The sequence below is a fragment of the Microbacterium panaciterrae genome (genome assembly GCF_039541635.1).
GTDB classification, from domain to species: domain Bacteria; phylum Actinomycetota; class Actinomycetes; order Actinomycetales; family Microbacteriaceae; genus Microbacterium; species Microbacterium panaciterrae.
The window spans coordinates 65,445-89,703 of record NZ_BAABGP010000017.1 but is presented as its reverse complement, the minus strand read 5'-3'; the positions used below and the strand labels follow the sequence as shown (position 1 = coordinate 89,703).

The window sequence follows — 24,259 nt, the reverse complement described above, 5'->3', positions numbered from 1 at the left end:
GCCCGCACAAGGCTAATGCACGCCAGAGGCGATGTCCGGATCGTGCCGAGCGCCGAAGCCCCGGTCAGCGGGAAGGACGGATCACGACGAGGAGATCCCCGGCGTCGACCTGCTGCGGGGATCCGATCGCCAGACGCTCGATGACGCCGTCCACGGGAGCGGTGATGGCCGCCTCCATTTTCATCGCCTCGATCGAGGCGACCGGCTCACCGGCTCGCACGGAGTCGCCCACCTCGCTCTTCAGGGTGACCACGCCCGAGAACGGGGCGGCGACCTGGCCGGGCTTGGACGTGTCGGCCTTCTCGACCTCGTGCGCGTCCACCACGACCGAGCGGTCGCGGACGGCAACGGGGCGGAGCTGGCCGTTCAGGGTCGTCATCACCGAGCGGATCCCCTTCTCATCCGCCTCGCCGATCGACTCCAGCCCCACGTACAGCTGCACGCCGCGATCGATCTCGATGAGATGCTCCTGCCCCGGCGCGAGGCCGTACAGGTAGTCGGCGGTGTCCAGCACCGACAGGTCGCCGTACTGCTCGCGCACGGCGAGGAACTCGCGGGTCGGCGCCGGGAACAGCAGTCGGTTCAGGGTCGCGCGACGGGTGTTGCTGTCGGCGCCGAGGGCCTGCTCGTCCTCAGCGGAGATGTCGGTCACCCCGACCCGCACGGTGCGGCCTGCGAGCACCTTGGAACGGAACGGCTCGGGCCACCCGCCGGGCAGATCGCCGAGCTCGCCGGCCATGAAGCCGATCACCGAGTCCGGGATGTCGTACTTCTCCGGGTTCGCCTCGAAGTCGGCCGGGTCCGCGCGCACCGCGGCGAGGTGCAGAGCGAGGTCGCCGACCACCTTCGACGAGGGCGTGACCTTCGGCACCCGGCCCAGGATCCGGTCCGCGGCCGCGTACATGTCCTCGATGAGCTCGAAGTCCTCGGCCAGTCCCAGTGCCTTGGCCTGCTGGCGGAGGTTCGACAGCTGCCCGCCCGGGATCTCGTGATGGTAGACGCGCCCGGTGGGTCCGGGAAGGCCGGACTCGAACGGCGCGTACACGTTGCGCACGGCCTCCCAGTACGGCTCGAGGTCGGAGACGGCGGCCAGCGACAGCCCGGTGTCGCGCTCAGTGTGCGCGAGCGCGGCCACGAGCGACGAGAGGGAGGGCTGGCTCGTCGTCCCGGACAGCGGAGCGGAGGCGGCGTCGACCGCGTCCACGCCGGCAGCGCTGGCCGCGAGCAGGGTCGCGAGCTGGCCGCCCGGCGTGTCATGGGTGTGCAGATGCACCGGCAGGTCGAAACGCTCGCGCAGGGCCGACACGAGGCGGGCGGCGGCGGCCGGGCGGAGCAGGCCGGCCATGTCCTTGATCGCGAGGACGTGCGCGCCGGAGGCGACGATCTGCTCCGCGAGACGCAGGTAGTAGTCCAGCGTGTACAGGTTCTCGGCGGGATCCAGCAGGTCGCCCGTGTAGCACAGCGCGACCTCGGCGATCGCGATCCCGGTGGCGCGCACGGCGTCGATCGCGGGGCGCATCTGGGACACGTCGTTGAGGGCGTCGAAGATGCGGAAGATGTCGACGCCGCTCGTCGCGGCCTCCTGCACGAACGCCTCGGTCACGGCCGTCGGGTACGGCGTGTAGCCGACCGTGTTGCGCCCGCGCAACAGCATCTGGATCGCCACGTTCGGCAGCGCCTCGCGCAGCTTGTCCAATCGCTGCCACGGGTCCTCGCCGAGGAACCGCAGGGCGACGTCGTAGGTCGCCCCGCCCCAAGCCTCCACGCTCAGCAGCTCCGGGGTGAGCCGCGCGAGGTAGGGGGCGGCCGCGACGAGATCGCGGGTGCGCACCCGCGTCGCGAGCAGCGACTGATGCGCGTCGCGGAAGGTGGTGTCGGTGACGGCGAGCCGGGTCTGCGCGCGCAGCTCGGCGGCGAAGCCCGCAGGTCCCAGCTCGAGAAGCCGCTGCCGCGATCCCGGCGCGGGAGCGGCGTCGAGATCGATCACGGGCAGCTTGGTGCGCGGCTCGACGTGCCCCACCCTCGTGCCGTTCGGCTTGTTCACGGTGACGTCGACGAGCCAGTTCAGGACCTTCGAGCCGCGGTCCTTCGAAACCCGCCCCACGAGCAGCTCGGGACGCTCGTCGATGAACGAGGTGCTGATGTCGCCGGCCAGGAACGACGGATCCTCCAGCAGCGCCTGCAGGAACGGGATGTTCGTCGAGACGCCGCGGATCCGGAACTCGGCCAGTGCCCGGCGGGCCCGGGAGACCGCCGCGGCGAAGTCCCGCCCGCGGCAGGTGAGCTTGGACAGCATCGAGTCGAAGTGCGGGCTGATCTGCGCACCCTGATGCACCGTGCCGCCGTCCAGGCGGATGCCGGCGCCGCCCGGTGAGCGGTAGGTCGTGATCTTGCCGGTGTCGGGGCGGAACCCCTGGGTCGGATCCTCCGTGGTGATCCGGCATTGCAGCGCGGCGCCGCGCTGGTGGATGTCCTCCTGCAGCAGTCCCAGCTCGCCCAGCGTCTCGCCCGCGGCGATCCGGATCTGCGTCTGCACGAGATCGACGTCGGTGATCTCCTCGGTGACCGTGTGCTCCACCTGGATCCGCGGGTTCATCTCGATGAACACGACCTCGCCGGTGCGGGGGCCCGCCGTCTCCAGCAGGAACTCGACCGTGCCGGCATTCTGGTAGCCGATCGAGCGGGCGAACGCGACCGCGTAGCCGTGCAGCGCGCGGCGGATCCCGTCGTCCAGGTTCGGCGCGGGAGCGATCTCGACCACCTTCTGGTGGCGGCGCTGCACCGAGCAGTCCCGCTCGAAGAGGTGCACGGTCTCCCCCGCGGCGTCCGCGACGATCTGCACCTCGATGTGACGCGGCCGCAGCACCGCCTGTTCCAGGAACATCCGCGGGTCGCCGAACGCGCTCGCGGCCTCCCGCATGGCCTCGGCCAGCGCCGGGGCGAGTTCGGCCTTCGTCTCCACCCGGCGCATGCCACGGCCGCCTCCGCCGGCGACCGCCTTCGCGAACAGCGGGAACCCGATCTCGTCGGCCTGCGCGACCAGCGCGTCCACGTCGTCGGACTCCTCCGTGGAGCGCAGCACCGGGACGCCGGCCTCGATCGCGTGGCGCTTGGCCTCGACCTTGTTGCCCGCCATCTCGAGCACGGCCGCGGGCGGGCCGATGAAGGCGATCCCGGCCTGCGCCGCCTTCTCGGCCAGTTCGGGGTTCTCGGAGAGGAAGCCGTAGCCGGGGTAGATCGCGTCGGCGCCGCTCTGCTGCGCGACGCGGATGATCTCGTCCACGCTCAGGTAGGCGCGGACCGGATGGCCGCGCTCGCCGATCTCATACGCCTCATCCGCCTTGAGACGGTGCAGGGATCCGCGATCCTCCCAGGGGAAGACCGCGACGGTGCGCGCCCCCACCTCGAACGCCGCACGGAAGGCCCGGATCGCGATCTCTCCGCGATTGGCCACAAGGATCTTCTGGAACATGGGCACCTCGAACGCTGGGTGCGCTGCTACGCGCATCGGGGGGCTGAGTGTTTCCTCAGCCTAGAGGACGGTAACGTGGTGTTCGTGCACGTACTCAGCGTCAGTTCCCTCAAGGGCGGTGTCGGCAAGACCACCGTGACCCTCGGCCTCGCCTCGGCGGCGTTCGCCCGCGGCGTCCGGACCCTCGTGGTCGACCTCGACCCGCAGTCCGATGTCTCGACCGGGATGGACATCCAGGTCGCCGGCCGTCTCAATGTGGCCGATGTCCTCGCCAATCCGAAGGAGAAGGTGGTCCGTCAGGCGATCACGTCCTCGGGCTGGGCGAAGGTGCACCCCGGGACCATCGACGTGCTCATCGGCAGCCCGTCGGCGATCAACTTCGACGGCCCGCACCCGAGCGTCCGCGACGTGTGGAAGCTCGAGGAGGCGCTCGCCGCCGTCGAGGCCGACTACGACCTCGTCCTGATCGACTGCGCCCCCTCGCTGAACGCCCTCACCCGCACGGCGTGGGCGGCGAGTGACCGTGTCATGGTCGTCACAGAGCCGGGCCTGTTCTCCGTCGCGGCGGCGGACCGCGCCCTGCGCGCGATCGAGGAGATCCGCCGCGGCCTCTCCCCCCGCCTGCAGCCGCTCGGCATCGTCGTGAACCGGGTGCGCCCGCAGTCGATCGAGCACCAGTTCCGCATCAAGGAGCTGCGCGACATGTTCGGCCCGCTCGTGCTGAGCCCGCAGCTGCCCGAGCGCACCTCGCTGCAGCAGGCGCAGGGCGCCGCGAAGCCGCTGCACATCTGGCCCGGCGACTCCGCGCAGGAGCTCGCCGCCGACTTCGACACCCTGCTCGACCGCGTCATCCGCACCGGGCGCATCGCCCTGGCCGACGACACGCGCGCCTGAGCGGCACGCGCTGCTGAGACGACGAGCCGGTCCCCCGAGGGGGACCGGCTCTTCTCGTCTGAGCCCGCGCGTCAGGCGGTGCGACGGGAGCGGCGTGCCGCGAGATCGTCCATCGGCTCAGGCGTGAGCGCGTCGAACTCGACGAGTGTGGCCTCGACCTCGTGGAACACCTTGCCGACGGCGATGCCGAAGACGCCCTGCCCGCGGCTGAGCAGGTCGATCACCTCGTCGTTCGAGGTGCACAGATAGACCGAGGCGCCGTCGCTCATCAGCGTGGTGCCGGCAAGGTCGCGGATGCCCGCGGCGCGGAGCTGGTCGACGGCGGTGCGGATCTGCTGCAGCGAGATGCCCGTGTTCAGCAGCTCCTTGACGAGCTTGAGCACGAGGATGTCGCGGAAGCCGTAGAGGCGCTGCGAGCCGGATCCGCGGGCGCCGCGGACGGTCGGGACGACCAGTTCCGTCCGCGCCCAGTAGTCCAGCTGGCGGTAGGTGATCCCGGCGGCGCGCGCGGCGATCGCACCGCGGTAGCCGACCTCGTCATCCATCGCGGGAAGACCATCGGTGAAGAGGAGATCGTCCCCGAACGACGCTCCGTCGCCCCGTTCCTCGACGCTCATGCCATCTCCTTCAGATCCTTAAACCACAACGTGAAAGTCGTTGCTTCCACGGTAGGCCCGCACGGCGCTGACGACAACGACATCCGTCCCGCGTCCGGGGTGTGTCGCAACCAGTTCGTTACGACAGCAGCCGGCCGATGCCGTCCTTGACCAGCAGCGCGCGCACCTCGTCCAGACGCGACGCCAACTCCGGCGCCATCTCGCTGGCACGCGCCCGCGACGGCGTGTCGGTGCGGCGCAGCAGAGCCGACAGCGCGGACTGCACCAGGGCGATGTCGCGCTCGGCGCTCTGCCGCAGCGGACGCAGGTGCCGCGGTCCGATCCCGTGCCCGTCCAACGCGACCAGCGCGCGCAGCAGCGAGACCGCGGACTCCGGGTAGGCCTCGGTCGCGGGCAGCATGCCGCTCGACACCGCGTCGCCCAGCAGGGCCGGGGTCGCGCCCGCGGCGCGGAGAAGCTCTTCGCGGCGGTACCGGCGCGGGCCCGGCACGATCGAGGCGGGCAGCTCGGGCGCGGCGCCGGACGCGTCCAGTGCGGCGAGGTGCGCGCGGATGACCTTGAGCGGCAGGTACTGATCCCGCTGCAGGGTCAGCGCGATCCGGATCCGTTCCAGATCGGCGCCGGAGAACTTGCGGTACCCGCTGGCGGTGCGCATCGGGGCGACGATGCCCTTCTCCTCCAGAAAGCGGAGCTTCGAGGCGCGCACGTCCGGGAACTCCGGCGTCAGACGCGCGAGCACCTGGCCGATGCTCAGCAACCCGGACGGGGCGGAGCGCTCGGCGGCAGCGGCTGCCATCAGAGGTTCGCCTGGGCGAGGTCCGCAGGTGAGGCGAAGAAGTTCAGCCGGAACTTGCCGACCCTGATCTCGAAGCCGTTGCGCAGCTCGCTGCGATCGACGCGCTCGCCGTTCACATAGGTGCCGTTCAGCGAGCGCTGGTCGACGATCTCGAACGCGGCGCCGGTGCGGATCACCTCGGCGTGACGACGCGACACGGTCACGTCGTCGAAGAAGATGTCGGCCTCGGGATGGCGCCCGACCGTGGTCACCGCGGTGTCGAGCAGATAGCGGGTTCCGGCGAGGGCGCCGGAACGCACCAGCAGCAGCGCGGAACCGGACGGGAGCGCGCCGATCGCCGCCTGCTCCACCTCGGTCAGATCGGCGCCGAACGGGACGAACGACAGGTCGGAGTCGTGCCCGAACGTCTGCGTCGTATCACGGGCGGGCTCGCCGCCACGGCGGACGGCGCCTTCGGGAACGTCGTTCTCAGTCACAGTGCACCCCTCCTCTGGCGTTCCAGACTATCGGATACAGGCGGTGCGAAACAGCCGCGTGCGGGTCCGGCGACCTGCCCGGCGAGTCATCCGCGAACGATAAGCTGAAGCCATGCCACACTACGACGTCGTCATCCTCGGCGCTGGCCCCGGCGGTTACGTCGCCGCCGTGCGCAGCGCCCAGCTCGGCCTGTCCACCGCCATCATCGAGGAGAAGTACTGGGGCGGTATCTGCCTCAATGTGGGGTGCATCCCCTCCAAGGCGCTCCTGAAGAACGCGGAGCTCGCGCACACCCTGAACCACAAGGCCGACTTCTTCGGCATCTCGGGTGAGTTCACGATCGACTTCGGCAAGGCATGGGATCGCTCGCGCGTCGTCGCGGACGGCCGCGTCAAGGGCATCCACTTCCTGATGAAGAAGAACAAGGTCACGGAGTACGACGGCCGCGGCACCTTCACCGGCCCGAAGTCGATCTCGGTGGCGAAGTCCGACGGCACGACCGAAGAGGTCACCTACGACAACGTCATCATCGCGACCGGATCCACGGTCCGACTCCTGCCGGGCGTGCAGCTCAGCGACAACGTCGTCACCTTCGAGGAGCAGATCCTCTCCCGCGAGCTGCCCGAGTCGATCGTCATCGTCGGCGCCGGGGCCATCGGCATGGAGTTCGGCTACGTGCTGACGAACTACGGCGTGAAGGTCACGATCATCGAGTTCCTCGACCGGGCCCTGCCCAACGAGGACGCCGACGTGTCGAAGGAGATCGCCAAGCAGTACAAGAGCTACGGCGTCGACATCCTCACCTCGACCAAGGTCGAATCCGTCGTCGACAACGGCTCCTCCGTCACCGTCACCTACACCGGCAAGGACGGCGTGCCGTCGTCGATCGAGGCCGGCAAGGTGCTCATGTCGGTCGGCTTCGCTCCGAACGTGACCGGCTACGGCCTGGAGAACACCGGCGTGAAGCTCACCGAGCGCGGCGCCATCGACATCGACGACCACATGCGCACCAACGTCGAGGGCATCTACGCCATCGGCGACGTGACCGCCAAGCTGCAGCTCGCCCACGTGGCCGAGGCGCAGGGCGTCGTCGCCGCCGAGACCATCGGCGGCGCCGAGACCCAGACGCTGGGCGACTACCGGATGATGCCCCGCGCGACGTTCTGCCAGCCGCAGGTCGCCTCGTTCGGCCTCACCGAGCAGCAGGCCAAGGACGAGGGCCACGAGATCAAGGTCGCGACGTTCCCGTTCATGGCCAACGGCAAGGCGCACGGCCTCGGCGAGCCGATCGGCTTCGTCAAGCTCATCGCCGACGCCGAGCACCTCGAGCTCCTCGGCGCGCACATGATCGGCCCGGACGTGTCGGAGCTGCTGCCCGAACTCACGCTCGCACAGAAGTGGGACCTGACCGCGCTCGAGCTGGCGCGCAACGTGCACACGCACCCGACGCTGTCGGAGGCGCTGCAGGAGGGCTTCCACGGCCTCGCCGGCCACATGATCAACTTCTGATCGGAGCCACGGCACTCTTCATCGTCGCCCCCTCCAGCCGTCCGCGCCCCCTCGGCCGCACGCGGCTGCGAGGGTGCGGCGGCGTTGTGAGGGGGCGACAGCGGGGGCACCGTGCCCGCTCTCTTGCACCGGATTACGTTTTGGTCATCAGAAGTGTACGATTACGATATCGTATTCATCAGAACCTGATGACGTTTTCGTGATCGGAGGCACTCGTGCAGGCTGTCATCGCCTCTCCGGCGGATCTCGGACGCCTGGTCCGGTACACCCGCGACTCCCACGGCATCACCCAGCGCGAACTGGCGGCTCGCCTGGATGTGAGCCAGCGCTGGCTGTCCGAGCTCGAATCCGGCAAGGGCAAGCAGATCAACGACCGCTATTTCGCGGTGCTTGCCGCCCTCGGCATCCGCCTGACCGCGACGGTGACGGATGACTGACCCCCTCGTCATCCGCCTTTCCGGGGTCGAGATCGGCGAGCTGACGCCCGACGCGAGACTGCTGTGGCGCGAGAATGCTGATCGGATCGCCCCGCTGAACGCGAAGGTGCTGTCGCACTCGCTCCCTTTCGGCGTCGCGGGCATGGATCCGTCGCCCTTCTTCGGCGGCCTGCTTCCGGAAGGGATCGGGCTGGAACGGCTCGCCCGGGAGTCGAGGGTCGCCTCGAACGACCTGTACGGACTGCTCGCCGAAGTGGGCGCCGACGTCGGCGGCAGCGTCACGATCGGGGAACCACGGCCGGCCCGCGAGCCGATCGTGATCCAGGAGCAGCAGTACGACCGGATCCTCGCCCGCGCCGCGGGATACATCCGCGGAAGCAGCGTCGGGGGCGGCGGATCGGCGGCGACCGGAGTACAGCCGAAGATCGCGCTCACCTGGGATCCGGGCTCCGCCCGATGGCTGATCGGACGGGGCAGCACACCGTCGACCCACCTGCTCAAGCCCGTGCCCCGCGAGCACGCCGAGAGGATCCGTGCGGAGGCGTATCTGAACGACGTGGCCACTGCGATCGGCCTGTCCGCTCACGAGACCCGCATCGAGACCGCCGGCGAGCAGACGGTGCTCGTCGTCGAACGCTACGACCGTCGACGTACGGCATCCGGAATCGAACGGATCCACCAGGAGGACGCCGCCCAGGCGCTCGGCTTGCCGTGGGGCGGCAACGCGAAATACGAAAGCGTCGATCCCCGAGCCCGTCTCGCCGATATCGCGCGGCTCCTCGGCGGATCCGCCTTCGCCCGCACCAGCGATCGGGATCGGCTGCTCGCGATGGCCGCGCTCAACATCGTCGCGGGGAACACCGATGCGCACGCGAAGAACTTCTCGCTGCTGCTCCCTGACCTCGGCGCGACATTCCGCCCGTCCGGACCAGCCCGGCTCGCCGAGGCGTACGACATCGTGCCGCAGGTGCTGTTCTCGTCGGAACGGGATCCACTCGCTCTCCGAGTGAACGGGCACCAGGACTCCGGAGCGATCACCGCCGAAGACCTCATCGCGGAAGGCCGGTCCTGGGGGATCCCGCAGGACCGAGCGGCGGACGTCGTGTCCTCGACTCTGCAGAACGTGCGCACGGCGGTCGAGAGCCTCGGCGAGCGACACGGCGCACCGACCTCCCTGCCGGTATTTCTCCTCGAGCAGGCCGAGAACCTGCTGCGCGGTGATCGCGCCTGGACTCGCCCCCTGCCCCCGGCGATCGCCCTGTCACGCTCCGACTAAGGGTTCAATGCCCGATTGCGTGAAGAATCCGTACGTTCCTGGCAGCGACGAAGTCAAGCTGTCGCCTGCGGAACTCTCGATATTGCTCGAGGGAGGACGGGAGAGGAGACCTCGCATAGCCGTCGAAGGGGATGTAAAATCTGACGTTCCCGGCATCGTCGATCAGGTCCTCCAACAAGAAGAAACGTACGTATCCTTCGAAGTTCTCAAACAGAGCGAAGAAGCTCTTGTATGCGCTCAGGGTTTCTGAAAGAGGACTCTCGTCGTCAGAATAATGCCTCCGGATCGCCTCGAGCGTGAGGTCGAACCTGTCGCGAATCCGTGCATGCGTGCCGCGCCGCTGATTGAGCGTCTGTCTGCCATCGATCCGATTGCGGGGGAAGACGAGTCTCCCCCCGATGGTTCCACCATTGTGATGCCAATCTGCGTTCGACTCCGTTCCCATCGCCTCGTAATAGTCGCGCATCGGGCCTCGATTGGAATTCGCGAGCGTATCGCTTGAGAGCACGAAGGAACCGAGCTCCGAGTCATGACGAAGGACTCGAGCGGATCCGATCTGCTCCGGATGCAACATGAAAAGAGCGCCCCCTGGGAGGCGTTTACTCCACAAGCGCTGGTGATAGCTCTGGAGGAGCGGACTATAGGAGTCAGGGTCTCGATGTCCGGAATCGTCTTGGAAATCGGTCGTGACGTCCATGTCATCCTCGAGTTTCATGTCGAAAGGGTATCGACCACCCTGACTTCCCTGGCTCGCGCGATAAGAAGCCAATCAATCGTATGGTCCGCCGCGAGACGGATCGCGCCTGGACGCGCCCCCTGCCCCCGGTGATCGCCCTGTCACACTGCGATCGCGCAGAGCGGGCGGATCAGAACCCGAGCGCGCGGGCGAGCTTGGATCCGGACGGGGAGGCCTGCCCGCCGACCGCGAGCACCGCCCGCTCGACCGCGGCGAAGAAGGCCTCGCGGCCTGCGTCGTCGGCGGGTGCTGCGGGGCCGAGTTCCATCTCCCACTCGCGCCATTCGCGCTGGCCGCCGCGACGCAGATCCGTGCCGCGCACGTGATCGTCCACGAACTCGGCGACCACGCCGTCGGGGCCGGTGAGCAGATAGGCGGTGCGGGCGTTCTCGATGCGGGCGAGCGGGAGGATCGGATCCGTCGTCCATCCCGCGACCAGCTCGGCGACCGCCGCCGGCATCTCGTCGCCCTCGCCGAGCGGCCAGCCCAGCTCGAGCCGGCCATCCCTGTTGCGCGGTCCCTTCACGTGCCAGCCCTCGTCCGGGCCGCCGGTGCGACGGCGCAGCGCCACCCCGTTGCGGGCAAGGTCGCCGGCGGCGGAGTCGAAGTACCGGGCGTCCAGGGCACGCGCCTCACCCTGGGTCACCGCGTCGACACCGGGGATCGCATCCCACGCCGGCAACGGCGTGTCACCGTCGACGTCGTACTTGCGCTCGACCTCGACGGTGCGGGACGGTTCAGACATCCGCGGGATTGATGTCCTCGAGGGACTCGTCGTACCAGTAGTCGACCTCGGTGGGGCCGTCGTGCGCACCGGTGTGCGCGGGCTCCCCGCGCCGGTTGTACACGACCTGGGTCTCGCTGTAGGGGACGATCAGCTTGTCGTCCGCCGCGCCGAGAGGGATGATCTGCCCGTCCAGCGGGCCGCCGTGAAGCCGTGCGAGTGCCATGTGCTCACCCTAGCGCCGGCACCGGCGGACGGCGCGGATCCGATCACGCCGCGGCGATCCCGAGCACCCCGCCGAGGATCATCCACGGGCCGAACGCGATGTGGCTGCGACGGTCCGCCCGTCGCAGCACGATCAGCGCCAGGGCGTGGACGGCGCCCAGCACGAACGCGGCGGCGGCCCCGACGATGAGCGCCTGCCCGCCGTGCCAGCCCAGGATCAAGCCGATGACGGCGGCCAGCTTCACGTCGCCGCCGCCCAGGCCGCCCCTGCTGAGCAGCCGCAGGATCGCGTAGAACCCGCCCAGCAGCAGCATCCCCCACAGCGCCCCCGCGCTCGGGCCGCCGTCGCCCGTCACCGCTGCTTCGACGAGCACCAGGGCGATGGCGCCCGCCAGCGTCGGCAGGACGATCCGGTCGGGGAGCCGGTGCGAGCCGATGTCGATGACGATGAGCCAGACGCCGATCCCGAGCAGGGCGAGATGCGTCAGCGCGACGAGCATCGCGTGCAGGTCGACGGCGAACGGATCCATGCAGGAAGGTTCGCAGATCTGCGACCGACGCGTGCGCACCCTGTGGACAACTTCCGCGAGTGTCGGATGTACGAGTTATCGTCTTTCTGACAGTTGCAGAAATAGTAGATATGTTCGAGGATGGATCCATGGGGATGGCACTCGGTTCGATGATGGACCCCGCCACCGACGTTCGCGCCGATGACGTGCTGCGCCTGCGCCAGGAGATCACCCGCATGCAGCGCCGGCGCAGCGATCTGCCGCTGATCCCCGTCGCCTCCGCCCTGAAGTCGATCCTCCCCGAGGGCGGGCTGCAGGTGGGCACGACCTACTCGCTCTCCCCCTCCCCCGGCCTCATCGGCGCGCTGCTCGCCGGCGCCTCGGCCACCGGCGCGTGGTGCGCCGTCGTCGGCATGCCCACGCTGGGCGTCGAGGCGCTCGCCGGGCACGGCGTGGAGCTGAGCCGACTCCTCCTCGTGCCGGAGCCCGGGCCGCGCTGGCTCTCGGTCGTCTCGGCGCTCTCCGAGGTGATCCCGCTCATCGCGATCCGCCCCTCCTCGCCGGTCCGGGATGCCGAGGTGTCCCGGCTGAGCGCCCGCCTGCGCGATCGCGGCTGCACCCTGCTGGTCGTCTCCGGGGGGCGCGCGGGCTCCGCCGGCGCCTGGCCGCAGAGCGAGGGCAGCATCGACGTGCACGATCCGCAGTGGCGAGGGCTCGGTGCAGGCTGGGGTGCGCTGGAGGAGTGCGAGGCGACGGTCACCGCACGCACCCGGCGCTCCCCCGTGCCGCAGAGCGTGCGGGTGCGGCTTCCCGGTGCGCACGGCACGGTCGAGGCCGTCGCACCCGCCGTGCCCCGTCTCGTCCCGCTCCCGCTCCCGCTCCCGCTCCCGCTCCCGCTCCCGCACGATGATCCGCGGCCCTCTGCCGGCACGCCCACCCTGCTGGCGGTGGCGGGATGAGCGCCGCGGCCCCGTCTCCCGTCCGGGTGATCGTGCTGTGGTTCCCGGACTGGCCGCTGCGGGCAGCCCTGGGCGCCGAGGCGGACGAGCCCGCCGCGATCCTGCACGCGAACCGGGTGCTCGTGTGCTCCACCGCGGCCCGCGCCCACGGCATCCGGATCGGCCAGCGCCGTCGAGAGGCGCAGGGGCTGCTGCCGAGCCTGCGGATCCTGCCCGCGGACCCCGCCAGGGACGAGCGGGCGTTCCTGCCCGTGCTGCGTCTGATCGAGGCGCACGCGCCGGGAGCGCAGCTGCTGCGCCCGGGGCTCGCCCTGCTCCGCGCCCGCGGTGTCGCCCGCTTCCATGGCGGGGAGGCGGAGGCGGCCCGCGCGCTGCAGACGCGCCTCGTCGAGGAGGGGCACCCCGGGGTGCGGATCGGGATCGCGGACGGGCCGTTCACCGCTGAGCTGGCCGCCCGCGGGGCGGATCCGATCCTCGTCGTCGATCCCGGTGATTCCGCCGCGTTCCTCGCCCCGCTGCCCGTGCATGCGCTGCGCGATGAGGAGGTCACGGCGCTGCTGCTCCGCCTCGGCGTGCGCACGCTCGGCGAGCTGGCCGCACTCGGGGCCCAGCGGCTGCGGGATCGCTTCGGCGAGCACGGCGCACGCCTGCACGCCCTGGCCGCGGGCGCGGACTCCCGCCCGGTCGTGCCCCGGCCCCCGGATCCGGAGCTGGTGGCCGAGATCGAGTTCGAGTCCCCGCTCGGTCAGTCCGATCAGATCGCCTTCGCCGTCCGGCAGAGCGCGGACGCCGTGATCCTCGCCCTCGGGAAGGCGTCGCTCGTGTGCACGGAGGTGCGGATCGACCTCACCGACGACGACGACGGGGTGACCTCGCGCACCTGGCTGCATCCGACCTGCTTCGAGGCCGCCGACCTCGTCGACCGGGTGCGCTGGCAGCTGGAGTCGCTGGCCGCTGAGACCGCCGCGGCCGGCGCGGACGCGGACGAGGCGCACCGGTTCCGCGGCATCACCCGGGTGCAGATCGCCCCGATCGCGGTCGACGACGCCGCGCATCACCAGCCGGGACTGTTCGGATCCGGCACCGACGAACGGCTGCACCACGCGGTGTCCCGGGTGCAGACCCTGCTCGGTCACGAGGGCGTGCTCACCGGCGTCATCGCGGGCGGGCGGCTGATCGCCGATCGGCAGCAGTTCACCCCCTGGGGCGAGCGGGTGGTGCCGTCCCGTCCGGCGGACCAGCCCTGGCCGGGACAGCTGCCGGATCCGCTGCCGGCCGAGGTGTTCGTGCCGCCCCGGCCGATCGCGGTGACCGCTGCGGACGGCGGCACGGTCGGGATCGACGCCCGCGGGGTGCTCACGGCGGATCCCGCGGCCGTGGATTCCTGTGCCGTGCGCTCCTGGGCGGGGCCGTGGCCGGTGCGCGATCGGCGCGGAGATCCCGCGGGCGCCCTTCGCGGCGCGCGCCTGCAGATCGTGGACGTGCAGGAGCGGGCCTGGCTGGTGCTGCACGTCGCCGAGGGCGGCGGCGAGCGCTGGCTGGCCGAGGGGAGATATCACTGATGGGCTTCCACAACCCGGACATGTCGTGGGCGGCACTGGAGCGCACCCTCAGCGGGCAGAAGCCGCTGCATCAGGAGATCGCGGTGGACGCCCCCTCCCGCATGCACAAGCGCCCGCCGATCCGACTCGGCCGGATCGAGCGCCCGAAGGACGCCGTCCCCTACGCCGAGCTGCATGCGCACTCCTCGTACTCGTTCCTCGACGGCGCGTCCTCCCCCGAGGCGCTCATCGCCGAGGCGCAGCGGCTGGGGCTGACCGCCCTGGCGATCACGGATCATGACGGCTTCTACGGCGCGGCGAGCTTCGCCGAGGCCGCGGACTCCCTCGTGAACACCGAGGGCGATGCCGCGGAGAGCGCCGCGGGCGACGCCGTGGAACCCGCGCCGCCGCTGCAGACCGTGTTCGGCGCGGAGCTGTCGCTTCCCGGCCCTGATGCGCGCGGGAACGCCGGCCGCCGCCCGCCTCCGGAACGCCGCGGCACCCCGGATCCGTTCGGGGAGCATCTGCTCGTGCTCGCCCGCGGACAGGAGGGCTATCACCGGCTGTCCGCCGCCATCACCGAGGCGCAGCTGCGCGGCGGCGAGAAGGGCCGCCCGTTCTACGAGATCGAGTCGCTCGCGAACCGCGCGGAGGGGCACTGGACGATCCTCACCGGCTGCCGCAAGGGATCCGTCCGCTCCGCCCTCGAACGAGAGGGGCCGAAGGGAGCGGAGCGGGCGCTGCGCACCCTTGTCGACCTGTTCGGCGCCGAGCGGGTCGCGGTCGAGCTCATCGACCACGGCGACCCGCTGGACAGCCGGCGCAATGATGTCCTCGCCACGCTCGCCGCCGCCCACGGCCTGCCCGTCGTCGCGACCAACAACGTGCACTACGCGGTGCCGGAGCGGGCCGAGCTCGCCGAGGCGATCGCGGCGGTGCGCGCCACCCGGAGCATGCGCGAGCTCGAGGGCTGGCTGCCCGCGCACGGCTCCGCGCATCTGAGGAGCGGGGCGGAGATGGCCGCCCGATTCGCCCGGTACCCGGGGGCGATCGCGCACGGCCTGGAGATCGCCGAGGCCTGCGCGTTCCCGCTGCGCCGCGCCAAGCCGGCTCTGCCCACCATGCGGGTCGGCGAGGGCGAGACCCCGATGAGCCATCTGCGGGCGCTGGTCTGGGCGGCGGTGCCGGCGACCTATCCGGCGCTCACCGCCGAGGGCCGGATCCGGATCGAGCGCGAGCTGAACGTGATCGAGGAGAAGGACTTCCCCGGCTACTTCCTCATCGTGCACGGCATCGTCGCCGAGGCGAGACGCCGCGGGATCCTGTGCCAGGGCCGGGGATCCGCCGCGGCGAGCGCGGTCTGCTATCTGCTCGGCATCACGGCCGTGGATCCGATCCTGTACGACCTGCCCTTCGAGCGCTTCCTCGCCACGACCCGCACCGAGGAGCCCGACATCGACGTCGACTTCGACTCGGGGCGGCGCGAGGAGATCATCCAGTGGGTCTACCGGGAGTACGGGCGGGAGAACGCGGCGCAGGTCGCGAACGTGATCCAGTACCGGCCGAAGAACGCGGTGCGCGACATGGCCCGCGCGCTCGGGCATTCCCCCGGGCAGCAGGACGCCTGGTCGCGCCAGGTGGAGCGGTGGGGGCTGGATCTGTCGCCCGTCGCCGACCACGACATCCCGGAGCAGGTGGTCGCCTACGCGGACGAGCTGCTGCGCGCTCCCCGGCACCTCGGCATCCACTCCGGAGGCATGGTGCTCACCCGGCGTCCGGTCGGCGAGGTGGTGCCGGTCGAGCACGCGCGGATGGAGAATCGCACGGTCATCCAGTGGGACAAGGATGCGAGCGCGTGGATGGGGCTGGTGAAGTTCGACCTGCTCGGGCTGGGGATGCTCGCGGCCCTGCGGCACTGCTTCGATCTCGTCCGGGACGCCACCGGCGAGGACTGGACGCTGCAGACCCTCCCGAAAGAAGAGCCGGCGGTCTACGACATGCTCTGCCGCGCCGACACGATCGGGGTGTTCCAGGTCGAGTCCCGCGCGCAGATGGGTCTGCTCCCCCGTCTGCAGCCGCGGGAATTCTACGAACTGGCGATCCAGATCGCCCTGATCCGCCCCGGTCCGATCCAGGGCGGGGCGGTGCATCCGTTCGTGCGCCGCAAGCTCGGCCAGGAGAAGGTGACGTACGCGCACCCGAAGCTGGAGCCCGTGCTGCAGCGCACCCTGGGCATCCCCGTGTTCCAGGAGCAGCTCATCCAGATGGCCACCGCGCTCGGCAACTGCACCGCGGACGAGGCCGACACGCTGCGCCGAGCGATGGGATCCAAGCGCGGCCTGGAGAGGATCGACAGCATCCGGGACAGCCTGTACGAGGGCATGCGCGAGCACGGCCTCGAGGATGCGGCCGCCGATCGCATCTACGCGCAGATCCAGGCGTTCTCCGACTTCGGCTTCGCGGAGTCGCACTCGCTGTCCTTCGCCCTGCTCGTCTACGCCAGCTCCTGGCTGAAGCTGCACTATCCCGCGGCCTTCCTCGCGGGCCTGCTGCGCTCCCAGCCGATGGGGTTCTACTCCGCAGCGACCCTCACCGGCGACGCCCGCCGGCACGGGGTCGAGGTGCGCCGGCCCGACATCCGGCTGTCCGGGGCGATGGAGAACCTGGAGCCGGTGGATCCGGATGCGGGGATCGAACCGGGAGCGTCCGCCCGCACCGGCCGGGACGCCTGCGCCCGGCAGCTCCCGAAGCGCCCTCCCGGCACGGATCCGGCGCCCTTCGACCGCGACGCGGAGGACGAGTCCGCCGCACACCGCCGCGACGGCCGCTACGCCGTGCGCCTGGGGCTCGGCGGCGTCACCGGGATCGGGAAGAAGACGGCCGAGCGGATCGTGGCCGAGCGAGAGGCCCACGGTCTGTATCGCGATCTGAACGACCTCGTGCGACGCACCGATCTCACCGCGTCCCAGGTGGAGGCCCTCGCCACGGCGGGAGCCTTCGACGGGTTCGGGCTGCAGCGCCGGGAGGCGATCTGGCTGGCCGGCTCCGCCGCGGAGGACCGCGCCCGGTATCTGCCCGACACGGTCGTCGCCGTGCAGCCGCCGCTGTTCGGCGACCAGACCAGTTACGAGATCCTCTCCGCCGACCTCTGGGCGACCGGGGTGTCCACCGACGACCATCCGGTCGCGCATTTCCGCCCAGGTCTCGACGCGCGCGGGGTGCTCACCTCCGCGGCGCTGCGCTCGCACGAGAGCGGGCGGCGCGTCGAGGCGGCGGGGCTGGTGACGCATCGGCAGCGCCCGTCCACGGCGGGCGGGGTGACCTTCCTCAATCTCGAGGACGAGCACGGCCTCGTGAACGTGATCTGCACGCAGGGGGTGTGGCTGCGGTACCGCCGGATCGCCCGAGAGTCGCCCGCGTTGATCGTGCGCGGGATCCTGGAGCGCTCTCCCGAAGGCGTCGTCAACCTGCTGGCGGACGCCTTCGAACAGCTCTCGGTGGGCGTCCCGCACAACTCGCGAGATTTTCGATGAGCGTCCGGCAGGTCACCAGAAGCGCTCGGGCTCCTCCTGCGGCGGCCGATCCGTACCGCCCCACACCGCCGCCTGCGCCTTCGCGGCCGCCGCAGCCAGGGAGGCGCCCTCGAGTGCGACCGCGGATCCGCTGGGCGCGGCGGAACCGGGCACCGGGACCGCGTCGAGCACGAGTTCCGTGACGACGCCCTCTTCCGTCGCGATCACCGTGCACGCCTCCACCCGGCCGCGCCAGGGCAGCGCACCGAACTCGGGGAGCACAGAACCCGGAACCCGGTAGGCGACGCCGGTGGTCAGATCGCGGATCCGCATCGTCCGGGAGTCCTCGTCCACGGCGACGATGCGTCCCACGCCGAGCGGCGCGGAGAGCGGGAGCATCAAGGTCACCGACATGGCTCCACCTTCCTCCAAAAGACCTGTGCCGTCAAAGGACCTGTGCCGTCAAAGGACCTGCGCCGGCGCGGTCGCCGAGGCTCTCGATACGCGCCGTGTTCAGTCCCGGGCGGTCGAGGACACCAGGCTGTCGTAGTGCCGGTCGTGGTACAGCAGCGGCGCGCCGGGAGTGCCGTCGATCACGTCCAGCACGTCGAGCAGGATCAGCGCGGACGGGCCGACCCGATGCATCTCCCGGATCGTGCCGCGCACGGCGACGCGGGCCGACGGCAGGAACGGCTCCCCCGTCTCCAGGATCTCCCAGCCCTGTTCGGGGGTGAAGCGCGGTTCGCCGGTGCGGGCGAACGCGTCGGCGAGCTGCTCCTGACCGGCCACGAGGAAGTGCACCAGCATGCTCGGCGCGGACAGGATCCCGCCGGCGCTGCCGGTGGCGCGAGTGACGGAGAACACGAGCACGGCCGGATCCGCGCTCACCGACGCGACGCTGGAGAGCGTGAGGCCGACGGGGCCATCCGCGGTCGTCGCCGAAACCAGGGCCACGCCCGCGGGGTGATGCCGGAACGCCCCCTTGAACTTCTCGGTGACGTCCTGATCCAGTCCCGTGTCGGTCATGCTGATCCCTCTTCCGTTGTCTGCTGCCGGTACGAGCTCCCGGCCCGCCTTCAACGGTATGCCCGTTCGGACGGTGCGGGATGCGGATCGGGGCGCGCCGGACGCGCAGGGGGGCGCGCATGGGGCGCGCACGCTTCGAGAGCCTCACGACCGAGCCGGAGGAGCATCCTTGCCGTATCGATAAACTCTGCAGATCTTTCGTGGTCACACAGACGGGAGGATGGCCGATCCTGCCGATTCCCTCCGATACGCTCGCACGAGCCGCGGCACGAGGCATCCTGTTCTCGACGCCGCCGCCCCGCGAGCACGCGGAAGCATCCACCCAGACGTGCAGAAGACGGCGCGCAGAAGGAGAGACGATGACGCTCATCTCAGTAGTGATGGAACAACCCCCCGAGACGAGGGTCGCGGCCACCCCCGCGACGGTGAAGCAGCTCGTGGGGCTCGGCTATGAGGTGGCCGTGCAGGCGGGAGCGGGCACCGCGTCCGCCTTCCCCGACTCCGCCTACGCCGCGGCCGGGGCCGAGATCGTCGATGCCGGCGCGGCGCTCGCGGGCGATGTCGTGCTGAAGGTGAATGCGCCCACCGACGCCGAGGTGCAGACCCTGCGCTCCGGCGCCGTGCTGATCGGCCTGCTCGCCCCGGCGTTCCAGCCCGAGCTGCTGGCCGCGCTCGCCGCCCGCGGGGTCACCGCGCTGGCGATGGACGCGGTGCCGCGGATCTCGCGCGCGCAGTCGATGGACGTGCTGAGCTCGATGGCGAACATCGCCGGCTACCGCTCGGTGGTCGAGGCCGCGCACGAGTTCGGCCGGTTCTTCACCGGCCAGGTCACCGCGGCGGGCAAGGTCCCGCCGGCGAAGGTGCTCGTGGCGGGCGCCGGCGTCGCCGGGCTCGCGGCGATCGGTGCGGCATCGAGCCTGGGTGCGATCGTGCGCGCCACGGATCCGCGCCCTGAGGTGGCCGACCAGGTCCGCTCCATCGGCGGCGAGTACCTGAAGGTCGAGGTCGCCGTGGAGCAGTCCACCGACGGCTACGCGAAGGCCACGAGTGAGGCCTACGACCGCCGTGCCGCGGAGCTCTACTCCGAGCAGGCCGCCGACGTCGACATCATCATCACCACCGCACTGATACCGGGGCGTGCCGCGCCGAAGCTGATCACGGCCGCCGACGTCGCGAGCATGCGCTCGGGCAGCGTCATCGTCGACATGGCCGCCGGCCAGGGCGGCAACGTCGACGGATCCGTCGCCGGCCGGCGGATCCTGACGCCGAACGGCGTCACGATCCTGGGCTACACGGATCTCGCATCGCGCCTGCCCACCCAGGCGTCCCAGCTGTACGGGACCAACATCGTGAACCTGCTGAAGCTGCTCACCCCCGAGAAGGACGGGGCGCTGATCCTGGACTTCGACGACGTGGTGCAGCGCGCCGTCACCGTCGCGCGCGACGGGGCGGTGACGTGGCCACCGCCCGCCGTGCAGGTCTCCGCCGCCCCGCCTGCGCCGGCGGCGGCTCCCGCACCCGTCGCCCCCGAGAAGAAGGCCCTCTCCGCTCGCGGCAAGCTCGGCCTCGTCGCACTGGGGATCGCGGCGCTGTTCCTCGTGAACGCGTTCGCGCCCGCGCCGCTGCCGCAGCACTTCACGGTGCTGATGCTCGCGATCGTCGTCGGCTTCTACGTCATCGGCAAGGTCGCGCACGCACTGCACACGCCGCTGATGAGCGTCACGAACGCGATCTCCGGCATCATCGTGGTCGGCGCCATGCTGCAGCTCACCGGGCAGAGCCTGGTCGTGCAGATCCTCGCCGCGATCGCCGTGCTGCTCGCGAGCATCAACATCTTCGGCGGCTTCGCCGTCACCCGCCGCATGCTCGCCATGTTCGCGAAGGGCTCAGCCCCCGCGGCATCGCAGGGCTCCGCCTCCACCCAGAAGACGGGAGCCTGATCGTGCAGACCCTGCTGACCCCGGCGTCGATCGCCGGAGCCGCCTACCTCGTCGCGGCGCTGCTGTTCATCCTGAGCCTCGCGGGGCTGAGCCGTCATGAGAGCGCCAAGGCCGGTGTCGGATACGGCATCGCGGGCATGACCATCGCCCTCGTGGCGACCGTGTGGGCCGTCGTCGTCGACGCCTGGGGATCCGCGTCGCTCACCATCGGCGCGATCCTGCTCGTCGTCGCCGTACTCGTCGGCGGTTCGATCGGGCTCTGGCGCGCCCGCGTCGTCGCGATGACCGGGATGCCCGAGCTCATCGCCCTGCTGCACAGCTTCGTCGGTCTGGCCGCGGTACTGGTCGGCTGGAACGGCGCGCTCGAGCCGAACTCACTCACGGGCGCGCTGCGTGACATCCACCACGCCGAGGTGTTCATCGGCGTGTTCATCGGCGCGGTGACCTTCACAGGCTCGATCGTGGCGTTCCTGAAGCTGTCCGCGCGGATGAAGTCCGCGCCGCTCATGCTCCCGGGCAAGAACGTGCTCAACCTCGGCGCCCTCGTCCTGTTCGTCGTGCTGACGGTCTGGTACGTGATGAACCCGGTGCTCTGGCTGCTCATCCTGGTGACGCTGCTCGCGCTGCTGCTCGGCTGGCATCTGGTCGCCTCGATCGGCGGCGGAGACATGCCGGTCGTCATCTCGATGCTGAACAGCTATTCGGGCTGGGCGGCGGCCGCCGCGGGCTTCCTGCTGAACAACGACCTGCTGATCGTGACCGGTGCGCTGGTCGGATCCAGCGGTGCGTACCTGTCGTACATCATGTGCAAGGCGATGAACCGCTCGTTCCTGTCGGTGATCGCCGGCGGGTTCGGGATCGCCGCGCCGAGTTCGAGCGGTGACGCCGAGGAGGGCGAGATCCACGAGGTGGATCCGGAATCCGCGGCCGCGCTGCTGCTGAACGCGTCCAGCGTCGTGATCACCCCGGGCTACGGCATGGCCGTCGCCCAGGCGCAGTACCCCGTCGCCGAACTCACCGCGAAGCTGCGCGAGCGCGGCGTGCGGGTGCGGTTCGGGATCCACCCGGTCGCCGGACGCCTGCCCGGGCACATGAACGTGCTGCTCGCCGAGGCGAAGGTCCCCTACGACATCGTCGAGGAGATGGACGAGATCAACGACGACCTGGCGGCGACCGACGTCGTGCTGGTGATCGGCGCGAACGACACCGTCAACCCCGCGGCCTCGGAGGATCCGGGCAGCCCGATCGCCGGCATGCCGGTGCTGCGGGTCTGGGAGGCCGAGAACGTGATCGTGTTCAAGCGGTCCATGGCCGCCGGCTACGCGGGCGTGCAGAATCCGCTGTTCTTCCGCGACAACGCGCAGATGCTGTTCGGCGACGCGAAGCAGCGCGTGGAGGACATCCTGCGCGCGCTCTGAGCAGGTCCGGGCGGATGCGTACCGCGTTCGGAGTACCCGCATCTCATCCCATGAGACGATGCGGATGCGCCGACGATCGAGGATGCTGAACGCGGCGGATCCGCCCATCGACTCCGGGAGCCCGAATGACGACCCCTGCACCCTCGATCGCCACCACCGCGCCACCCGTGATCTCGGTGCGTGATGTGCACAAGTCCTATGGCCGCGGAAGCGGCCGGTTCGACGCGCTGAAGGGGGTCAGCCTGGACATCGCGGACGGCGAGAGCATCGCCATCATCGGCAAGAGCGGATCCGGCAAGTCCACGCTGATGCACCTGATGGCGCTGCTGGACGAGCCGTCCGCCGGGGCCATCGCGCTGAGCGGATCCGACACGGCCACGTTGAAGGGATCGGCCCTGAACCGGATCCGCAACAAGACGTTCGGGTTCGTGTTCCAGCAGTTCTTCCTCACGCCGAACCAGAGCGTGCTCGAGAACGTGGTGCTTCCACTGAAGATCGCCGGCGTCGGCGCGGGCGAACGCAAGCGCCGCGGCATGGCTGCTCTGGAACAGCTCGACCTCGCCGACAAGGCGCGCAACAAGGCGGTGAACCTCTCCGGCGGCCAGAAGCAGCGCACCGTCATCGCGCGCGCTCTGGTCAACGATCCGCGGATCATCTTCGCCGACGAGCCCACCGGCAACCTCGACTCGGCCACGGGCGGGGTCGTCGAGGACATCCTGTTCGCGCTGAATCGCGACCACGGGATCACGCTGGTGATCGTCACCCACGACGAGGAGCTCGCCGCGAAATGCGACCGCCGCGTGCACATCAAGGACGGGCTGATCGAGGCGGTGGCCGCATGAAGGCGCTCGACCTCATCGGCGCCGCCGTCTCGAGCACGTTCCGCTCGAAGACGCGCACGACGCTCACGATCCTCGCGATCTTCGTCGGCGCCTTCACGCTGACCATCACCAACGGCCTCGGCACCGGCATCAATCGGTACATCGACGACACGGTCTCCGGGTTCGGGGCCAGTGACGTGCTGACCGTGACGAAGAAGGCCGACACGGGCACCGCCCCCGGCAGCACCGCCCCGAAGGAGTACGACCCGAACACCACGTCGTCCGGCGGCGGGAGAGGCGGGATCGGCACCGTGGCCGTGCTCACCCAGAGCGACCTGGACGCGCTGGCGAAGGTGAGCGGTGTGACCAGCGTGAAGCCGGTCCGCGCGGTCTCGGTCGACTACGTGCAGTTCGGCGACGGCAAGAAGTACGCGATCAGCGCGGGCGGTCTCGTCGCCGGTCAGACCGTGACGCTCGCCGCCGGCGCCGCACCGAGCGACGCGAGCAGCGCGCTGCAGCTCGCACTGCCCACCGACTTCGTCACCCCGCTCGGATTCTCGAGCGCCGCGGACGCGGTCGGCAAGACCGTCACGCTCGCGGTGACGGACGCGACCCGCACGCAGCACACGATCCAGGCGACGGTCTCCGGCGTGTCCGAATCGACGTTCAACCTGACCGGCGGCGCGGCGAGCATGCTGCCGAACGACGCGCTCACCAGCGCGCTCTACACCGCCCAGCAGACCGGCGTGCAGGCCGGCCAGCAGAACAGGTACACGCAGGCGCACGCCTGGTTCGACGCCGCCTCCTCTCCCGCGCAGGTGAAGTCACTGCAGGATCGCCTCACCACGGCCGGCTTCACCTCGACCACGGTGCAGCAGCAGCTCGGCACCTTCAAGACCGTGATCGACGGAATCGTGCTGGTGCTGAACGCGTTCGCGATCATCGCGCTGCTCGCCGCGAGCTTCGGCATCATCAACACGCTCTACATGTCGGTGCAGGAGCGCACGCGCGAGATCGGCCTGATGAAGGCGATGGGCATGAGCTCGGGACGCGTGTTCGGGCTGTTCAGCCTGGAGGCGACGTTCATCGGCTTCCTCGGCAGCGCGCTCGGCGTCCTCGGCGGCATGCTGGTCGGCAGCGTGGTGAGCCGGATCCTCGGCCGCACCCTGCTGTCGGATCTGTCCGGGCTGCAGCTCGTCGCCTTCGACGCGGGGTCCATCGTTTCGGTGATCGTGCTGGTGATGGTGATCGCGTTCCTCGCCGGAACGCTCCCGGCGGCCCGGGCCGCCCGTCAGGATCCGGTCGAGTCGCTCCGCTACGAATAGTCGCGGAGGCCGCGACGAGGCCCCCGGGCCGCGGGAACCACCCGC

Annotated in this window: 21 protein-coding genes; 11 read left to right on the top strand and 10 right to left on the bottom strand. The window is 70.4% G+C overall.

Annotated elements, in window-relative coordinates; all coding sequences use genetic code 11:
- Window positions 1–64: 64 nt before the first annotated feature.
- The gene (locus tag ABD882_RS12550) at window positions 65–3,472 is read right to left on the bottom strand and encodes a pyruvate carboxylase (RefSeq protein ID WP_345187407.1); all 3,408 of its coding nucleotides are present in this window, start codon (window positions 3,470–3,472) and stop codon (window positions 65–67) included.
- 84 nt (window positions 3,473–3,556) lie between these two features.
- On the opposite strand from ABD882_RS12550, the gene ABD882_RS12545 reads away from it, so the two are divergent.
- Window positions 3,557–4,366 carry a ParA family protein gene (locus tag ABD882_RS12545; RefSeq protein WP_345187469.1) on the top strand — a complete coding sequence of 270 codons (810 nt, stop codon included), beginning with the start codon at window positions 3,557–3,559 and terminating at the stop codon, window positions 4,364–4,366.
- 71 nt (window positions 4,367–4,437) lie between these two features.
- On the opposite strand, the gene ABD882_RS12540 is transcribed toward ABD882_RS12545, so the two are convergent.
- From ABD882_RS12540 to ABD882_RS12530, 3 genes are all read right to left on the bottom strand, one after another.
- A complete protein-coding gene (locus ABD882_RS12540; protein ID WP_345187405.1) occupies window positions 4,438–4,983 on the bottom strand; it encodes a MerR family transcriptional regulator in 546 nt (181 codons plus the stop codon).
- A gap of 118 nt (window positions 4,984–5,101) precedes the next feature.
- The gene (ftsR, locus tag ABD882_RS12535; protein WP_345187403.1) at window positions 5,102–5,779 is read right to left on the bottom strand and encodes a transcriptional regulator FtsR; all 678 of its coding nucleotides are present in this window, start codon (window positions 5,777–5,779) and stop codon (window positions 5,102–5,104) included.
- Window positions 5,779–6,255: an FHA domain-containing protein gene (locus ABD882_RS12530; RefSeq protein WP_345187401.1), complete on the bottom strand. Its 477-nt coding sequence runs from the start codon at window positions 6,253–6,255 to the stop codon at window positions 5,779–5,781. The genes ftsR and ABD882_RS12530 overlap by 1 nt, the downstream gene beginning before the upstream one ends.
- Window positions 6,256–6,367: 112 nt before the next feature.
- On the opposite strand from ABD882_RS12530, the gene lpdA reads away from it, so the two are divergent.
- The 3 genes from lpdA to ABD882_RS12515 all read left to right on the top strand — a co-directional run bounded on the left by lpdA (window position 6,368) and on the right by ABD882_RS12515 (window position 9,478).
- On the top strand, window positions 6,368–7,765 hold the full coding sequence (gene lpdA / locus ABD882_RS12525; protein ID WP_345187399.1) for a dihydrolipoyl dehydrogenase: 1,398 nt from the start codon (window positions 6,368–6,370) through the stop codon (window positions 7,763–7,765).
- Window positions 7,766–7,980: 215 nt separating this feature from the next.
- The gene (locus ABD882_RS12520) at window positions 7,981–8,202 is read left to right on the top strand and encodes a helix-turn-helix domain-containing protein (protein WP_345187397.1); all 222 of its coding nucleotides are present in this window, start codon (window positions 7,981–7,983) and stop codon (window positions 8,200–8,202) included.
- Window positions 8,195–9,478 carry a HipA domain-containing protein gene (locus tag ABD882_RS12515; RefSeq protein WP_345187394.1) on the top strand — a complete coding sequence of 428 codons (1,284 nt, stop codon included), beginning with the start codon at window positions 8,195–8,197 and terminating at the stop codon, window positions 9,476–9,478. The genes ABD882_RS12520 and ABD882_RS12515 overlap by 8 nt, the downstream gene beginning before the upstream one ends.
- A 4-nt stretch (window positions 9,479–9,482) precedes the next feature.
- On the opposite strand, the gene ABD882_RS12510 is transcribed toward ABD882_RS12515, so the two are convergent.
- The 4 genes from ABD882_RS12510 to ABD882_RS12495 all read right to left on the bottom strand — a co-directional run bounded on the left by ABD882_RS12510 (window position 9,483) and on the right by ABD882_RS12495 (window position 11,693).
- A complete protein-coding gene (locus tag ABD882_RS12510; protein WP_345187392.1) occupies window positions 9,483–10,193 on the bottom strand; it encodes a DUF6994 family protein in 711 nt (236 codons plus the stop codon).
- A gap of 151 nt (window positions 10,194–10,344) precedes the next feature.
- Window positions 10,345–10,959: a CYTH domain-containing protein gene (locus tag ABD882_RS12505; protein WP_345187389.1), complete on the bottom strand. Its 615-nt coding sequence runs from the start codon at window positions 10,957–10,959 to the stop codon at window positions 10,345–10,347.
- On the bottom strand, window positions 10,952–11,164 hold the full coding sequence (locus ABD882_RS12500) for a response regulator (protein WP_345187387.1): 213 nt from the start codon (window positions 11,162–11,164) through the stop codon (window positions 10,952–10,954). Before ABD882_RS12500 ends, ABD882_RS12505 begins: the two co-directional genes overlap by 8 nt.
- Before the next feature lie 43 nt (window positions 11,165–11,207).
- Window positions 11,208–11,693 carry a prepilin peptidase gene (locus tag ABD882_RS12495; protein WP_345187386.1) on the bottom strand — a complete coding sequence of 162 codons (486 nt, stop codon included), beginning with the start codon at window positions 11,691–11,693 and terminating at the stop codon, window positions 11,208–11,210.
- A 128-nt stretch (window positions 11,694–11,821) separates the two neighbouring features.
- Between ABD882_RS12495 and ABD882_RS12490 the strand changes: the two genes are divergently transcribed.
- Genes ABD882_RS12490 through ABD882_RS12480 form a run of 3 tightly spaced genes read left to right on the top strand, consistent with a single transcriptional unit; the run spans window position 11,822 to window position 17,705 of the window.
- A complete protein-coding gene (locus ABD882_RS12490) occupies window positions 11,822–12,631 on the top strand; it encodes a hypothetical protein (RefSeq protein WP_345187384.1) in 810 nt (269 codons plus the stop codon).
- Window positions 12,628–14,193, top strand: coding sequence for a DNA polymerase Y family protein (locus tag ABD882_RS12485; RefSeq protein WP_345187382.1), 1,566 nt, complete (start codon window positions 12,628–12,630; stop codon window positions 14,191–14,193). The genes ABD882_RS12490 and ABD882_RS12485 overlap by 4 nt, the downstream gene beginning before the upstream one ends.
- The gene (locus ABD882_RS12480) at window positions 14,193–17,705 is read left to right on the top strand and encodes an error-prone DNA polymerase (protein ID WP_345187380.1); all 3,513 of its coding nucleotides are present in this window, start codon (window positions 14,193–14,195) and stop codon (window positions 17,703–17,705) included. Before ABD882_RS12485 ends, ABD882_RS12480 begins: the two co-directional genes overlap by 1 nt.
- Before the next feature lie 12 nt (window positions 17,706–17,717).
- On the opposite strand, the gene ABD882_RS12475 is transcribed toward ABD882_RS12480, so the two are convergent.
- Together ABD882_RS12475 and ABD882_RS12470 are read right to left on the bottom strand one after the other, a co-directional pair.
- Window positions 17,718–18,098: a hypothetical protein gene (locus tag ABD882_RS12475; RefSeq protein WP_345187378.1), complete on the bottom strand. Its 381-nt coding sequence runs from the start codon at window positions 18,096–18,098 to the stop codon at window positions 17,718–17,720.
- A gap of 99 nt (window positions 18,099–18,197) precedes the next feature.
- On the bottom strand, window positions 18,198–18,710 hold the full coding sequence (locus ABD882_RS12470; protein WP_345187377.1) for a flavin reductase family protein: 513 nt from the start codon (window positions 18,708–18,710) through the stop codon (window positions 18,198–18,200).
- Between the two features lie 359 nt (window positions 18,711–19,069).
- Between ABD882_RS12470 and ABD882_RS12465 the strand changes: the two genes are divergently transcribed.
- From ABD882_RS12465 to ABD882_RS12450, 4 genes are all read left to right on the top strand, one after another.
- Window positions 19,070–20,650: a Re/Si-specific NAD(P)(+) transhydrogenase subunit alpha gene (locus ABD882_RS12465; protein WP_345187375.1), complete on the top strand. Its 1,581-nt coding sequence runs from the start codon at window positions 19,070–19,072 to the stop codon at window positions 20,648–20,650.
- Between the two features lie 2 nt (window positions 20,651–20,652).
- Window positions 20,653–22,068, top strand: a complete 1,416-nt coding sequence (gene pntB / locus ABD882_RS12460; RefSeq protein ID WP_425563365.1) for a Re/Si-specific NAD(P)(+) transhydrogenase subunit beta — start codon at window positions 20,653–20,655, stop codon at window positions 22,066–22,068.
- 125 nt (window positions 22,069–22,193) lie between these two features.
- A complete protein-coding gene (locus ABD882_RS12455) occupies window positions 22,194–22,910 on the top strand; it encodes an ABC transporter ATP-binding protein (RefSeq protein ID WP_345187373.1) in 717 nt (238 codons plus the stop codon).
- Window positions 22,907–24,214 (top strand): ABC transporter permease, encoded by a 1,308-nt coding sequence (locus ABD882_RS12450; protein ID WP_345187372.1) that lies wholly within the window; start codon window positions 22,907–22,909, stop codon window positions 24,212–24,214. The genes ABD882_RS12455 and ABD882_RS12450 overlap by 4 nt, the downstream gene beginning before the upstream one ends.
- The last annotated feature ends 45 nt before the right edge of the window (window positions 24,215–24,259 follow it).